This window comes from Xenorhabdus khoisanae (assembly GCF_001037465.1).
In the GTDB taxonomy this organism is placed as follows: Bacteria; Pseudomonadota; Gammaproteobacteria; order Enterobacterales; family Enterobacteriaceae; genus Xenorhabdus; species Xenorhabdus khoisanae.
Genome location: NZ_LFCV01000145.1, coordinates 1 through 15,911 on the forward strand (window position 1 = coordinate 1; position 15,911 = coordinate 15,911).

Annotated in this window: 12 protein-coding genes and 2 pseudogenes; 9 read left to right on the forward strand and 5 right to left on the reverse strand. The window is 39.8% G+C overall.

From position 1 onward, the window contains the following. Window positions 1-381 precede the first annotated feature (381 nt). The 4 genes from aroA to AB204_RS17685 are packed head-to-tail and all read left to right on the forward strand — an operon-like array spanning window position 382 to window position 5,513. On the forward strand, window positions 382-1,731 hold the full coding sequence (aroA, locus tag AB204_RS17670) for a 3-phosphoshikimate 1-carboxyvinyltransferase (RefSeq protein WP_047964700.1): 1,350 nt from the start codon (window positions 382-384) through the stop codon (window positions 1,729-1,731). 58 nt (window positions 1,732-1,789) lie between these two features. Further along, on the forward strand, window positions 1,790-2,569 hold the full coding sequence (locus AB204_RS17675; RefSeq protein ID WP_047964728.1) for a phytanoyl-CoA dioxygenase family protein: 780 nt from the start codon (window positions 1,790-1,792) through the stop codon (window positions 2,567-2,569). A gap of 3 nt (window positions 2,570-2,572) precedes the next feature. Next, window positions 2,573-4,318 (forward strand): thiamine pyrophosphate-binding protein, encoded by a 1,746-nt coding sequence (locus AB204_RS17680; protein ID WP_047964701.1) that lies wholly within the window; start codon window positions 2,573-2,575, stop codon window positions 4,316-4,318. 13 nt (window positions 4,319-4,331) lie between these two features. Then, window positions 4,332-5,513, forward strand: coding sequence for a Bcr/CflA family efflux MFS transporter (locus tag AB204_RS17685; protein ID WP_047964702.1), 1,182 nt, complete (start codon window positions 4,332-4,334; stop codon window positions 5,511-5,513). 201 nt (window positions 5,514-5,714) lie between these two features. Here AB204_RS17685 and AB204_RS17690 read toward each other — a convergent pair whose 3' ends face one another. Beyond that, the gene (locus AB204_RS17690) at window positions 5,715-6,401 is read right to left on the reverse strand and encodes a helix-turn-helix transcriptional regulator (protein WP_047964703.1); all 687 of its coding nucleotides are present in this window, start codon (window positions 6,399-6,401) and stop codon (window positions 5,715-5,717) included. A 174-nt stretch (window positions 6,402-6,575) separates the two neighbouring features. Here AB204_RS17690 and AB204_RS17695 point away from each other — a divergent pair, with 174 nt between their 5' ends. The 4 genes and pseudogenes from AB204_RS17695 to dauA all read left to right on the forward strand — a co-directional run bounded on the left by AB204_RS17695 (window position 6,576) and on the right by dauA (window position 11,091). Beyond that, complete coding sequence (locus tag AB204_RS17695) at window positions 6,576-7,199, forward strand: CDP-alcohol phosphatidyltransferase family protein (RefSeq protein WP_047964704.1); 624 nt, start codon at window positions 6,576-6,578, stop codon at window positions 7,197-7,199. Between the two features lie 9 nt (window positions 7,200-7,208). Then, complete coding sequence (locus AB204_RS17700; protein ID WP_072061472.1) at window positions 7,209-8,453, forward strand: bifunctional alpha/beta hydrolase/class I SAM-dependent methyltransferase; 1,245 nt, start codon at window positions 7,209-7,211, stop codon at window positions 8,451-8,453. A 10-nt stretch (window positions 8,454-8,463) separates the two neighbouring features. Continuing rightward, window positions 8,464-9,165, forward strand: a pseudogene (locus AB204_RS17705) (phosphatase PAP2 family protein); the annotation flags it as partial. 237 nt (window positions 9,166-9,402) lie between these two features. Beyond that, window positions 9,403-11,091: a C4-dicarboxylic acid transporter DauA gene (gene dauA / locus AB204_RS17710; protein ID WP_047964705.1), complete on the forward strand. Its 1,689-nt coding sequence runs from the start codon at window positions 9,403-9,405 to the stop codon at window positions 11,089-11,091. Window positions 11,092-11,210: 119 nt separating this feature from the next. Here dauA and AB204_RS23615 read toward each other — a convergent pair. Together AB204_RS23615 and AB204_RS17715 are read right to left on the reverse strand one after the other, a co-directional pair. Continuing rightward, window positions 11,211-11,443: pseudogene (locus AB204_RS23615) on the reverse strand (transposase); the annotation flags it as partial. Between the two features lie 101 nt (window positions 11,444-11,544). Continuing rightward, window positions 11,545-12,228: a hypothetical protein gene (locus tag AB204_RS17715; protein ID WP_047964706.1), complete on the reverse strand. Its 684-nt coding sequence runs from the start codon at window positions 12,226-12,228 to the stop codon at window positions 11,545-11,547. A 112-nt stretch (window positions 12,229-12,340) separates the two neighbouring features. Between AB204_RS17715 and AB204_RS17720 the strand changes: the two genes are divergently transcribed. Continuing rightward, entirely contained in the window at window positions 12,341-12,769 is a 429-nt protein-coding gene (locus tag AB204_RS17720; protein ID WP_268802308.1) for a transposase, read from the forward strand. A gap of 104 nt (window positions 12,770-12,873) precedes the next feature. On the opposite strand, the gene AB204_RS17725 is transcribed toward AB204_RS17720, so the two are convergent. Continuing rightward, window positions 12,874-13,419, reverse strand: a complete 546-nt coding sequence (locus AB204_RS17725; protein ID WP_047964708.1) for a DUF7823 domain-containing protein — start codon at window positions 13,417-13,419, stop codon at window positions 12,874-12,876. Between the two features lie 460 nt (window positions 13,420-13,879). After that, a complete protein-coding gene (locus tag AB204_RS17730; protein ID WP_235428132.1) occupies window positions 13,880-15,820 on the reverse strand; it encodes a sigma 54-interacting transcriptional regulator in 1,941 nt (646 codons plus the stop codon). Between the last annotated feature and the right edge of the window lie 91 nt (window positions 15,821-15,911).

Consider the following 15,911-nt stretch of genomic DNA (forward strand, 5'->3'; position numbering starts at 1 on the left):
AGTTATAGACTGATAAATAAAATATATTTGAATTAATGTGATTAAAAAAATAATGTATACAGTACATTGAATCGCTGTTAAGTACAATACTGCAGATTTATATGATAAGGGAGAAGGTAATTTTTACATAAGATTATCTGATGTAAATTTATTTTCATTCTAATAAAGAACCATATATCCTATAAAACTATATAATAATCAGGAAATTTACGATAAATAATATAGCATTGATATTATCAAAACATAAGAATGCATCGAATATTAGTTTTCATAAATACGAAATCCCCATGATATATAATACAGAAGCACACCGTAAAGTTACTGAATATAAAATCATTTCACTTATCTGTAATGTTATATTAAGAAAGGAAAATAAACATTATGTCATCAATAAAGTATCTAGTTGTTAATCCATCTAATTATATTCGTCATTCCGCCTATATACCGTCATCGAAACCAGAAACCCAACGAGCTATTCTGGCCGCCAGTCTGGCTAATGGTAAGTCAATTATAAATAACGACTTACGCTGTCTGGAAACCAGCACAATGAAGGAAGCGTGCCGTAGTATTGGGGCCCGAATTATTGAGGAGTCTGGACGGCTAATTATTTATGGTACTGGCGGGAAAATTAGTCCTGATAAAGAAGTCATTGATGCTCTTGGTTCCGGGTTAGTCTTCCGTGTAATGACTGCCCTAACCTGTCACAGCGAAACGCCAGCGGTGATATCTGGTGACGCCATTCTCAGAACCCGTGTCATGGAGCCTTTGCTGAATGCTCTTATTGAATTGGGGGGAAACATTTCTAGTGTTCATATGAACGGAAAAGCCCCCTTTGTCAACTGGGGAGGATATATTGGCGGAGAATGTAAAATCGAAGGAAACATCAGTTCCCAGTTTATTACAGCAATCCTGCTTACAGCTCCACTTGCTCAGAAAAGTACCACGATTAAAATCAAAGGGGAAATTCTATCGTTATCATATATTCGACAGACATTAGAAGTTCTGACAATAGCAGGCATCCAATTTCAACATAATGAAAATTTCACCCAAATTACAGTACTTCCGGGTAAGTATAATCCTGCCGAATATACAATAACAGGCGATTACACTTCATGTTCCTATCTTGTCGCTGTGGCAACTCTGTTTCCATGTGACCTAACACTCAGGAATATCAATAGTAAGAGTTTACAGGGAGAACAGGCTATTCTGACATTTGTTGAGAAAATGGGGTTGGATGTTATTCGCAATGATCAACAAAACGAAACTCGCCTGATTAATAAAAAAGGCCAACTGACTGGGAATTATGAATTTAATGTCAGCGACTGCCCTAACATTGTACCGACTCTAGCTGCTCTGGGAATTTATGTGGATGGTTGTTTCAGAGTTACTGGAGGCTCTATTACCCGTCTTCATAAATCTCCAAGGATCAAAGCAATGATCAACGAATTGCTAAAACTGGGCGTCAATATTCGCCCCCTGTTTATCAATGATGTTTATGATGGTTTCGAAATTCATGGCGCTCCATCCTACTCTGGAAATTGCATACTTTCCAGCTGGGGGGATCATCGTATTTTTATGTCTTTGTTTATAGCATCATTACGTTGCCATCAAGCTAATTATATTGATGGTTATAAAGATGTTCATTGTTCATTTCCTGATTTTTTTAAAGAATTTGAGCAATTGGGGATCACATTCCAAGAAGTCACTCCCCAATATGGAAAAGTCGAATGATATTTTCGATATACCTATATATAGGAAACTAATTATTAATTTTCAAGAGACTACCAATATGAATAATATCAAGCAAATAAAAGAACAAGGTTATGTTGTCATTCCAGAGGGAATAAATAAAGAAGAAATTAACATGGTTAGAGCGTTTTATAAAAAAACCGCCAAAAAAAGTAATCTTTCCACACTTCTCCCAACAGATATATTAAAATATCCTGATGTATTTCATGTGATTTTGAAAGATAAAGTAGTCACAGCTATCAAAGAAATTTTTGGTAGGAATTTCTCTTTATTTCCTAATTTTACTATTCGAGAAAGTGTTTATATTCCCTGGCATAATGATGCATATTTTTTACCCGATGAAGTAATAAATCCTGAAGCTCCATTACAGTTTATGCAATGCGCTATCTATTTGCAGGACAATGACCCTGAACATGGTGGAGGGATAACACTGATCCCCTTCTCTCATCGATTAGATCAAACGACTGTAAAAAGCATGCTGGATACCCCACAAGCATACGAGAAAATTATCATGAGTAAGGCTGGTGATCTTATTCTTTGGGATAACAGAATAACTCACAAGAGCAGTTATCCCGATAAAGCACCTGACAACACCAAACTGGCTTTACAGTGGACTGTGTCTGCTTCAGAACGGCATAATGAGCCATACCTACAATATCTCAGGGATCGTGCGCAACGCAGTATGCATGTTTCAGATTATCTGCCCAAAAGCCCAAGATCATATTTTGCAGATATGCCCAATGTCCTGTATCCGAATTCATTTCAGCCGGATTCATTGAACATAATGAAACAACAGAATATACAATTCATAGGGTTATGAGCCATGGCAACTTCAGATTATGAATATAAGGAAAATGGGGCGTCTTATATATTAAGGCAACTGCGCCAATTGGATGCTTCTCATCTCTTCATGATACCTGGTAAGCTCATCAATGCTTTCATGAAATGTTATCCAAAAGATAATGACTCAGTATTGGACATTTTTCCTGTTCCGGTAGTGACAGCCTGCGAGACAGGCGCTGCTTATATGGCTGAGGGATATGCCCGTGTTTCTGACACATTTGGTGTATGTCTGGTTATTGGTGGCCCAGGTGTTACAAATACTCTGACAGGTATCGCCTCCGCTTACACTGACAACTTTCCTGTTTTACTTCTGGCTGGTCAAATATCTTCCTCAATGGAAATGCACAATGTGTTACAGGACAGTACCCAATCGGGAATTAATCAGCGTGATATTTTCTCTCCGGTTACCCGTGCAGCATTTGAAGTTAAGGCGGGTCAACCTCTCAGTCGCTTTCTGAGAGAATCACTCCGGGCAATGAAAGGTGTTGAAAAAGGCCCTGCTTATTTGGGTGTAAGCAAAGAAGTATTAAATGAATATGATGAAAACCGTTCCGACATCAGTTCAAATGTCATGGATTCCTGGCAGAATCGCCCAGTGGATATAAAGAAAATCAGTTCGCCTGAATTCAGAACCTTCACAGTCAAAGCTCGTAGGTGCATCATTCTTGCGGGGTTGCGTAGTAAAACCCCTGAAACTGCTGATACATTACTGGCATTTGCAGAAAAATATCATTTCCCTGTAGTAACCACTTTAAGTGGTAAGGGACTATTTCCAGAAGATCATCCCCTGTCACTTGGTATTTACGGCTATTCAGGTAATCCCAGAGCCATTGAAGCATTTAAGGACCCGGAGTTGGAAGGTATTATTCTGCTGGGGATGGACACCACCCAATGGAGCACCATGCTATGGTCTCCAGACTTGCAGCTTCCTGGCGGAACTATCCAGGTCGATACTAATCCGGAATATCTTGGCAAATACCTTGATATCACTTGTGGGATCACTGCAAACAGCAGCGCATTTTTGCAGGCTTTCGATGAGTATCACCATAAGCTCCTCATTGAAGGACGACCGGAACGGGAGAAATGGGTACAGCATCTCAGCACAGTTCCTAGGTATTTCCCGATTGATTTCAGCGCAACGGGTAATCACGCCAGACACCCTGCTTCTTATGTCAGTATCCTTCAGGAACATTTTCCGAAAAACGGAGTAGTCAGTGTTGATTCCGGTGCGCACCGATCATTCTTTGGTCATTATTGGATCGCTCACAGACCTGAAGCGTATATATCAGCAACCACACTTGGTCCTATGGGCTGGAGCATCCCGGCTGGTATAGGAGCCAGTTTTGCAGCCCCTGACAGAAAATGCATGGTCATAACGGGTGATGGTTGCATGCTGATGCAGGGAATGGAGTTAGCTACTGCATCAAAATATCAGCGTAATATACTTTTTATTGTCTTTAATAATGCATCTTATGCAGCAAGCTACTTTAATAATAAAGATAACAGGACAGATCTGACACAAATCCCTGATTATGATTGGTGTCAATTAGCTAAAGGATTAAGGATCGATTCTCTATGTGTGCATTCTCCTGATGAATTACAGAAATATATTGCTGACATAATGCAACAGAACAATCCGTTCTTGATTGAGATTAAATGCGATAACCAGCATGCGACACCAAACAGAGAATACAACAAACGTATAAGAAAACTCCTACTCGTATGAAAGGTAAAAGAGCATGAAATCAAAACTCATTATCATCAACTCGTGCGTTATACTGGTATTAGGATTATTTTCTATAGACCTCTATAACCCTGCGCTACCTATAATAAAAACCGCATTATCAATTACTGACAATCAGGCACAAAGCCTTGTGGTTTATTATCTCTTGGGTTTTGCTGTCTCTCAGCTTTTTTATGGCCCACTTTCTGATAAACACGGGCGTATACCTGTCATTTTGTTTTCCTTATTATTTTCCGCTGTCGGTAACTATCTGACTTCTACAGCTGAATCATTTCACACACTGTCGCTATTCCGGCTTCTGACCGGTATTGGCGCAGGTGGATGTCCTGTTATTAGCAGAGCGATACTCAGTGACACTTTCCGTGATAAGACAGAATTATCCAAATCGCTGGCTGTTTTTTCAATGGCATCACAGGTTTCACCTGCTTTTGCTCCGGTTATTGGTGGGTATATCACAGAATATCTTCCGTGGAAGTTTAATTTTATCGCTCTCGCCGTAATGATGCTGGTCGGTGTATTTTTTGTAAAAATGACGTTACCGGAAACATCTCCAATGAAATCAATGGGAAGAGGAAGAATAACAGGTTTTCGAATTCTGTTATCTGACGTTAATTTTGTTATATACAGTGTTGTATCTGCCGTTTTGTTTGCCATTACAATTGGTTATTTCACTGCTAGTCCTTTCGTATTTCAGATGCAATTTGGTTTATCCTCGTCACAGAATGGATATTTGTTTATGATTTATTCTGCCGGAATTGTCATAGGCTCATTGCTGACAAAAAAATGGTTGTCACATTCTACCCCTGAAAAAATTCTTAAGGCCTCACTCCCATTATTGCTTTTCTTTACTGCAGTAGCACTCATTACCATTCATTTTACGCCGGTATTATCAATTATATTGATCATTAGTTATAGTTTTGCGGTAGGATTGGGATGTGGACTTTCTTCCCCGCTATTGCTTGGGATCAGTTTGCATGGTCATCCTGAGCTGTCTGGCACAGGCAGTGCCTTACAAGGTGCTTTAAAGATGGCCGGAGCTGCTATCGTATTATGGTTTTTCGCCAGCGGGCATACAACAACGTCGGCAGGTTTGATGTGGGGGCTTTTCGTTCTTGCTCTGATTTGTTTTGTTTTAATCACTTTTACCCAGTACAGGGCATCCAAAACAGAAAGCTAGCGCTTATTGGAGAGTCACCGGAAAGTATGGCGATACAACGTAGCCAGAAAATTCCTGCTGGGCAGTTTGGCATTCCCGAAGAATTTGGTGCATATGCTACTTAAAAAAATCCGGGATGACTGAAGGGTGAGAATAATGTTATTAGGAATATTCTAGCCGCCCGTTCATTGCGAGAGATTTGCTCTATATACACTATAGTCACTAATTCGGTATTTTTTGTGTTTCCCGCCATTCTTTAAGTAATAACTGTCTTGAAAGCGGATAACACCATTTTTCAACCTTTAAATGATTAATTCTATCCGACCTGAAATGACGAAATGTTTCTCGCAATTCACACCATCCAATGACAATACTGATATTTTCAAAATATCCCAACGCAAATGGCCATACCGTCCTTTCGGATTGATTCCCTTTCAGATCCAGATAAGTAAAGGTGATTTTACGTCTGTCACTGATTGCTTGCCGTATTTGCTGAATATCAACGGTAGGCTGAATTTTCGTGGAAGCAGGCCCCACTAATAATGAATTTGTTTCCAAAACTTGCTTTAATTCTGCTGGGATGACTGCTGCAATTTTGTTGATTGCGCTGGTTGCGGATGTTTTTAACTGTGGATCTGCACGTTTAGCAACCCAGCTTGCACCCAATGCCAAAGCCTCTATTTCATTCTGCGTCAGCATCAATGGTGGCAGGACAAAACCCGGCCGTAAAATATAGCCTATACCAGCCTCACCTTCGATGATTGCACCTTGAGCCTGCAAGGTAGCAATATCTCGATAAAGTGTTCTTAAACTAATGTCTAATTTTTGTGCCAGTACTTTTCCCTGTACAGGAAAATGGTAACTACGCAAAATCTCCATAAGAGATAACAAACGTTGTGCTCTGGACAATGCATTGTATCCTTAACATTAATCGGCTATTTAATTAAAGCTCATAAAGTTTATCATCATCATTTAGCAATAAAAATTTTATTGATCTATCAAACAATTTTTCTTTTATTGGATTTACATTTTTTATTTTATTAGTAATGATGATAATTTGGCCTATAAGGAACTTAGGGCAAGATGACTATCTATAATCTAAAACCTCGTTTTCAAAACCTCTTACGTCCTATCGTAATCTCTTTGCACAAACAGGGTATTACCGCTAATCAAGTCACATTGGGAGCGATGTTTTTATCAATCGCTATTGGTTCATTATTGAGCCTATTTCCGTCTTTCGCTCTCTATTGGCTACTGCCTGTTTTTCTCTTTATCCGTATGGCTCTCAATGCGATTGATGGAATGTTGGCACGAGAGCACCACCAGAAATCTCATTTAGGCGCTATTTATAATGAACTTGGGGATATTATTTCCGATGTCGCTCTCTATCTCCCCTTCTGCTTTTTACCGAATGTCAGCAGTACGGGTGTGTTGGTTATCTTATTCTTGACCATCCTGACGGAATTTATTGGCGTTTTGGCACAAACTATTGGCGCATCACGGCGCTATGACGGTCCAATGGGAAAAAGTGACCGTGCTTTTTTCTTCGGTACTTATGGATTGATTATTGCCATTTTCCCTTCTGCCTTGAACTGGAGCCACTATTTGTTTCCTTTCATGGGCATTTTACTCTTGATGACTTGCTATCAGCGTGTTGTTAAAGCCTTGCGTGAAATCAGGCTGGCTGAAAAGTCACAATCTAAATAAGGCTTTAATATGACACAGTTATCGAAGGCACTTTCATCAAAGTCGCAATCATCAAATCAACGTATTGCTGAAGAGCATTATTTCACCACATCAGATTCAGCTTCCCTGTTTTACCGTTATTGGCCACAAGAACAAACTAAGACGGAGAAAGCCATTATTATTTTCCATCGTGGTCATGAACATTCAGGACGAATTCAGCATGTCGTTGATGAACTCAATCTGCCCGATGTAGCAATGTTCGCATGGGATGCCCGTGGGCACGGAAAAACAGAAGGGCCACGAGGTTATAGCCCATCAATGGGTACGTCAATTCATGATGTTGATGAGTTTGTAAGGTTTATTGCCACAAAGTACGATATCGCAATGGAAAATATTGTGGTGATTGGTCAAAGCGTTGGCGCAGTGTTAGTGTCTGCTTGGGTACATGATTACGCGCCCAAAATTCGGGCAATGATCCTCGCAGCCCCTGCGTTTGATATCAAGCTGTATGTCCCCTTTGCGGTGCAAGGATTGCAACTAATGCAAAAAATGCGGGGCGTTTTTTTCGTCAATTCTTATGTAAAAGCGAAATTCCTGACCCACGATGAAGCCCGCATCACCTCTTATGACAATGATCCTCTCATTACCCGCGAAATCGCCGTCAATATTCTATTAGAACTTTATCAAACCGCAGAACGTGTAGTGAAAGATGCCAGTGCCATTACATTACCAACCCAACTCTTTATTTCTGGCAGCGATTATGTTGTGCACCATAAACCACAGCATCAATTTTACCGGCGGTTGAATTCCCCGATTAAAGAAAAACATGTAATGGAAGGGTTCTACCACGATACACTGGGCGAAAAAGACCGCCATTTGGTTTTCAGCAAAATATGCACATTTATCGAGCGCGTTTTTGCGATCCCCCGCTATCAACATGATTACAGCAATGAAGATATTTGGAGCCATACCGCAGATGAGTTTCGGGAATTATCGCTTCCGTTACCACGTCTATGCCCCAAAAATCTCAGTTATAAACTGATGCGTAAGGCAATGAATACACGTTTGGGCAGAACGTCTGAAGGCATTCGCCTCGGCCTGGAAACAGGTTTTGATTCCGGTTCCACACTGGATTATGTTTATCGCAATCAACCACAAGGCCAGGGAGTTTTCGGGAGAACGCTGATAGAAGCCGCTGGTTTTGAAAATCAATATCAGTTAACTGATAACTGGGGCATTTTCACTGTATCGATCGCCAAAAAAATCCAACGTTGAGAATAAGCAGATGAAACGCCCGACAAAACTTCCTCACAATAATCGCCCACGTTTGTGGCTAACAGCCGCTGTCTGGCTGTTGCTTCTGGCGCCGTTCTTTTTTATTACCTACGGGCAAATCAATCAACTCACCGCACAAAGAGACGATGTGGAAGTTATGGTGTTCAGTTGGGAGCGTTACATTCCTTTCTGGTCATGGACGATTATTCCTTACTGGAGTATCGATTTATTTTACGGAATATCACTGTTTATCTGTACCTGCCGCCGTGAGCAAGGGATTCATGGCTGGCGATTAGTGACAGCGTCACTGATTGCCTGTGTCGGATTCCTGCTATTTCCACTGAAATTTTCGTTTTCCCGTCCCACGACCGAAGGCGTTTTTGGGTGGTTATTCGATCAACTGGAGCTGTTTGACCTGCCCTATAACCAAGCACCTTCATTACATATCATCCTGCTATGGTTACTCTGGTTGCGTTATGCCGCGCACTTACATGGTTATTGGCGTGGATTGCTGCATATCTGGACTGCCCTCATTGCATTATCGGTTCTTACGACTTGGCAGCATCATTTTATTGATGTGATCACCGGTCTTGCTGTGGGAGTCATGATCAGTTATTTGCTCCCTATTACACACCGTTGGCGCTGGCAACCAAGCCAAGATAGCTATGCCAGAAAATTATTTGCCTATTATGCGGCAGGCAGCCTATTGTTTGCGTATTTGGCTCGATTGCCACTATTTTCAGCTTTTGAGTCTGCATCCTGAAAAGAGTGCTGAGTTCGATCAAGCATTAACAAAACTAATTTAATCATTTGATTTTTATTTCACGAACGCTAATCTATTAGTTAACTTTTTGACATATAACACCTTTCTGGGCTGATAAAAGCGATATGCTGGCTTCTCTTTTTTTTCAGCACGTCATTTGATGTCTTATTTTTGGTTTTTATTTCAATGAATACTCGTAAAATTAAGGGGATACGTCCATTTAGTGCATTTATTGACTCTTGTTGGAAGGAACCTTACTCTTTTTCTCGTTTCATCAAGGACATGATTGCTGGGATCACGGTGGGAATTATTGCGATTCCTCTGGCAATGGCTTTGGCAATCGGCAGTGGTGTTGCACCGCAATATGGCCTATATACAGCAGCTATTGCAGGGATTGTTATTGCTCTCACCGGAGGATCTCGTTATAGCGTTTCCGGGCCAACGGCGGCTTTTGTGGTGATCCTCTACCCCGTGTCACAACAGTTTGGCTTAAGCGGTCTACTTATCGCCACGCTTATGTCAGGCATTATTCTGCTTATCATGGGATTAGCACGATTGGGTCGATTGATTGAATATATTCCCTTATCTGTCACGCTGGGGTTTACTTCTGGTATTGCGATTACTATCGCCACCATGCAGGTGCAAAACTTCTTTGGCCTGAAACTGGAGCATGTGCCAGAAAATTATATCGATAAACTCATTGCTCTCTCCCAAGCATTCCCTTCATTACAGTTGAGCGATACACTTATCGGTTTTACCACGCTGCTGGTATTGATTTTCTGGCCAAAATTGGGATTAAAGTTACCGGGTCACTTACCGGCTTTGATTGCAGGTACTGGCATCATGGGTATCATGCATTTGCTAGGCCACGATGTAGCAACAATTGGCTCATCATTCAGCTACATTCTGGAAGATGGTACACAAGGTCAAGGTATTCCGCCTATTCTTCCCCAATTTATTCTGCCGTGGAATTTACCTGATACTCATTCCTTTGATATAAGTTGGAATACAGTATCAGCACTGCTGCCCGCTGCATTTTCAATGGCCATGTTAGGGGCAATTGAATCTTTGTTGTGTGCCGTTATTCTGGATGGCATGACTGGAAAAAAACATCATTCCAATGGTGAGTTGATTGGTCAGGGAATGGGCAATATTGTCGCCCCTTTCTTTGGCGGAATTACCGCAACCGCCGCTATCGCCCGTTCAGCCGCCAATGTGCGGGCAGGGGCAACTTCACCGATTGCTGCTGTTATTCACTCCCTGCTGGTATTATTGACGCTGCTGGTTCTCGCACCGATGCTCTCTTATCTCCCACTTGCCGCGATGTCAGCCATTTTGCTGATTGTGGCGTGGAATATGAGTGAAGCCCATAAGGTTGTGGATTTAATCCGCCGTGCCCCTAAAGACGATATCATCGTCATGCTGTTGTGTCTGTCACTGACGGTTCTGTTTGATATGGTGATAGCAATTACAATTGGTATTGTTCTGGCATCGCTTTTGTTTATGCGCAAAATTGCCAATATGACGCGAATTAGCATTTCTCCTTCAACAAATAGTGATAAAGGCCTGCTGGTTGTTCGAATTAACGGCCCTCTGTTTTTCGCTGCCGCAGAGCGTATTTTTGCTGAATTGAAAGAAAAAGGTGCTGATTATCAAACCATTATTATGCAATGGGATGCTGTTCCAGTGCTGGATGCGGGTGGATTGCATGCTTTTCAGGGATTTGTTCGGGAGACAGGGAAAGAGAAACATATCGTTATATGTGATATCTCCTTTCAGCCTTTGAAAACGCTGGCAAGAGCCAAAATCGAACCGATCAAAGGGCAATTAAGTTTTTATGCTACTTTAGCCAAGGCGTTGGAAGAAATAGATTAACCCAATTGCCTATACCAAGATAGGAATATTAGATGTTTTTTTAGTCTAATATTCCTATCTTTGATCTGTCCTTGAAATTATTCCCAACTAATTACGCCACCATTTCATATTCCACCGAATTCAGATAACCCATTAAAAATTATATGCAAAATACCATTTTTTGACCAAGTATTAAAACGCTGAAAGACGCTATTCCATTTCCCGAATTTGGAAGGCAGGTCGTGCCATAGAATGCCCGTTATCATGCGATAAAGTATGCCTTCAAGCGCTTGGCGATGTTCAGTTTTGTAGTAAATAATCCTGTATGTTGCATGAATGCAGATAGCTTATTCCATTGTGTATCTGTTGACATAGTTCACAGCATGATGCTGAGGTCTGGTTATTTTTTTGGCGAAAACGATTATACCAAATCTTCATACTGTTCAATAACTCATCACAAAACGTCAACAGCACCTAGAAATATAATTTTATAGGCAAACTAGAATTAAAAGCCTCCTCGATTTCAGTCATTGGTGTATATCGCCTCCATATTTTCTTTCCTTCATCACTTTCCCAAGGTGGGACGGTTGGTTGACCATTCAGCCAAAATTGTATTTTTTCTTGTACGTTAATATCTTTCCTCTTTCTATAGATCCATCTCAACTCATGTGCAGTTATATCATTTTTAGCTCCAGGATATATCTTTTTATTCACTACATAGTTCATGTCTATACCATCAAGAATAAAATGTATACTATTCTTTTTGACCAGATCATTATGGCCAATGCTCGAGGTTATCCAAGATAATCCTCCTTTACATTTTCTTGAAAAGATTTTACCTCTTCCTTCTTCGGACGCAGACGTCAATGCGGTGTGATATTTAGGGTGATTATCAAGATGTGAAGTAAAGCTCTTATGGTAGGGAAGTTTTTTTGTCGTTCTCATGTTCTGAGTTCGGATTGCTCCATCCTCTAAACTCAATTCGGGCGGAACTACATATTGATCTATTGTTACAGCCCGAATGTTAGACCTAGTCATACTAATCTTAATACCTTTAAATGGCTCGTATCTTTTAGTGTATTTTACCCTTTCATGGTGTAATCCATAAATTAGATCCCCAGTAATAAATTTTCGTGTAAAAGGTTCCTTAAATGGCATTTTGCTTCTCCTCAACTCATTACTAACCCACTCTCAAAGATGAAAAAATGTCACATAAAATTAACTATAAATATAGTTCGTTAAAGAATGATAATATTCCGTCTTTATGTAAATTTCCAACAATTTATTCTTAACTATCAGGCGAGTTGCTGGTGGCTATTCGGGTAGTTACGGTTTACCCTTCCATTTTGAACTGTCGGGTGATCAGGTCACTGATATTGTTCATGTGGAAAATTTTGTGTCTCAATCACCTTTATCAGATTTTGTAATAGCTGATAAAGGATACGGTAGCCAGCATTTGAGAAATGTTATTGAAGAACAAGAATCGGTTTCGGTGATCCCTTATCGCAAAAAGGGCCAAAAATTAGATCAAAAAATGGATAAGTGTTTATATCGTTACCGACATTTGATGGAAAATGCCTTTACCAGAATCAAACATTTTCGTGTAATAGCAACAAGATACGACAAACTTGAACGGAATTACACCAGTATGTTAGCACTGGCGTTTATCATTGTCTGGTTACCCATGTGGGCTGAATAAATGATGAACAAAAAACATCAACACCCCCTAATTCTTCTATCGGTTTTTACCGTTGATTCCACACCGAAGCGCAACCTTGAATTCAGAATGTAGATTTAAGAGCGTTATTCATCACACCAATTGAAATACAGACGTTTAGTTACCCCCCTCTGCTTTAATATATTGCCTAATTTTTCTGCATCAGGTGTGGTCTGGCCAAAATAGTTATAGCCAATTGTATAACTGGGAGGGATGTTACCACCGACTATAATGTTTGAATATTTACCAAAATTATAGGTTATACCATCAACTGTTATATAAAGAACTTTATTTTTAAATAGATCTCGCATTCTCTGATAACTTTCTTTATTTGCATAAGAAGACACATTCCATTGAATAAAACTATCAACACCATTTAATTTTGGTATCTCTGTCCAAAAAAGTGATTCTGTTTTACCAATATCAATAGGCGTGTTGTTTTCGATTGCAATTAAAGAACCATAAGAAGGCCAGTTTTCACTTGCTCCTTCTTCACTCTGATATCCCCACCTGACCACTGTCGGCATATCTGAATCGGGTAAACCAACCCTCTCCATTCCTAAAATAATATCAATGACCAGCATATTTTCCGTGTCTGCTGTAACAATATCTGGATTATTAATTTCAAACATAATTTCCTCATTTTTTATCTGTAAAAGGTCAAGATGATTTCATCCCATTGCCAAATCAAAAAAAACTCACTTAAATCACTCCTTGATCTCAATTAAAGCCCCTCTATAATCAGAATTATAATTTAAAAACAGCTATCTAACCTGCCAATAAAAATTGGAACTCTCTACATTACAGTGCTCACTCGCAAATAATCTTGGAAAGATAGAAAAACAAGCCTGTAAAAATACTCACTTTTTTTATCATAACATTCACCTTATTTATATGGATTAATCTTGTCAGATATCGCCCAGATATTACCTGAACGACATTTAAATATACTATAATAAAATAAGGACAACGCTGATAACTTAACTCAGATAGAAAATAAGTCACAAGAGTCTATTAATAATCATTAGCGAAATGATAATCATCATATTCAATAAATAAAAACATTAGTTTATTCCTCTGACCTGAAATTTTTCAATACTCAACCCCCAATTTCTTTAATCGTGAGATCAATGTTGTTGGATTGATTCCCAACAATTTTGCTGCCCCGTCATCACCAAAAATTTTCCCTTTGCATTGTTCAACGGCAAGAGAAAAATTTCTAATTTCCAATTCCTTAAGTTGGCTCATGGTCAGCACTCCTTCAGTTTTTTGAAGTTCATTATGAGTATTCTGACGCAGATTTTTAGGTTGTTGATCTTGTTCCAGCAAATATTTAAAGGAAACAGTACCTTGTTTTGCTGTAATAAGTGCCCGTTCAATAACATTTTGCAGTTCACGGATATTGCCGGGCCAGTCATATTGCTGTAATTCCAAAATATGTTTTTGTGAAAATGGCAGATAATTAATCTTACGATTGTCACAAATTAACTTAGTAAAATGTGTTACCAAAAGCGGAATATCTTCTTTACGCTCACGTAAGGCTGGTGAATGAATCGGGAAAACATTTAAACGGAAATACAAATCTTCGCGAAAGCGTTTCTGTTTCACTTCTTCTTTTAAATTACGGTTGGTGGCAGCGATGATCCGCACATTCACATACCGCGTCTTTTCTTCTCCTACCCGCTCAAAGGTTCCTTCCTGCAATACACGCAGCAGTTTACTTTGTTGCTCCAACGGAATTTCGCCAATTTCATCTAAAAATAATGTGCCTTGATCAGCCAATTCAAAACGTCCGACCCGATCACGCACTGCCCCGGTAAATGCACCTTTAACATGCCCAAAAAATTCACTTTCAAAGAGTTCCGAAGGAATGGCAGCACAGTTGACCCTAATTAGTGGTTGCTGTTTACGGTGACTGGATTGATGAATAGCGCGGGCGATCAGTTCCTTGCCTGTGCCTGAATCACCATAAATCATCACATTGGCATCAGTTGAGGCAACGACCTTGATTTTTTCAATGATCTGTAAAATGGATGCGCTATTGCCGACAATTTCATGGTATTTATTTTCCTGTAAAATTTCTTCTTGCAGATATTCGTTTTGCTGCTCCAATCGGCTTTTTAAATCTCGCAACTCCTCAAGGGCATGGGTCAGTTGTTTTTCAGTATTCAACCGATCGGTAATATCGCGGAATACGACTACTGCGCCAATAATTTCACCGTCACGAATCACAGGTGTACTGGTAAATTCCACGGGGAAGCAACTGCCATCACGGCGCCAGAAAATCTCCTGAATACCTTCATACACAATACCATCATGTACCGCCGCATAAATCGGGCACTCTTCTACAGGATAAGGCTCGCCATTTTCATGAGTATGATGGTGAATCTCATGGATATTGTAACTCAGCACATCTTCAGCTTGCAGACCCAACATTTTAGCCCCGGCGGGGTTAATAAAGGTGCACAAACCTTGTTTATTAATACTGTAAATACCGTCACCCACTGAACTCAGTAATAAATGCTTACCTGTGTCGGAGTCTATAAACAGTTCTTGTAAGGCTTGCCATTCTTTTAAATCTGTCTGAATGGCTTTATCGATATTTTTATTCTGTTGGTGCAGTTCTAATTCTTTGACATCCGCCAACGACCATATCAGCAATGTTTTATTTTTATAAGGTAATGAAATGGAAGTAATATCTAACTGAGTTTTTCCGCCATTTTTATCAAAAGCGTATAGTTCATTACTCCAGACCCAACCTTGTTCCAATGCTTCTTCGGTAAATGCCAGAAGATCTGGCAGTTGGCTGAAATGACCGAAAATAGAAGTCACCGTTTTTTGAATAATGTCATGACGTTCGTAACGTAATAGTTGAGTGGCACTGATATTCACATCAATAAACTGGTTTTGGTGTGGATCTAATACAATTAATGCCTGTGATGTGTGTTCAAACACCAATGGACGAATAGAGTCCTCAGTTGTTACCCAGTCCGAGATAAAGTCAGCCGTGTTCATACGATTTATATTATTCATATTATGAAGTTTCGTAATTTAAGTTACTAAATTTCATAATACTACGAAAAATCATACCCTTCTAGCTGTTCAATTTAGCTTCACATAAATA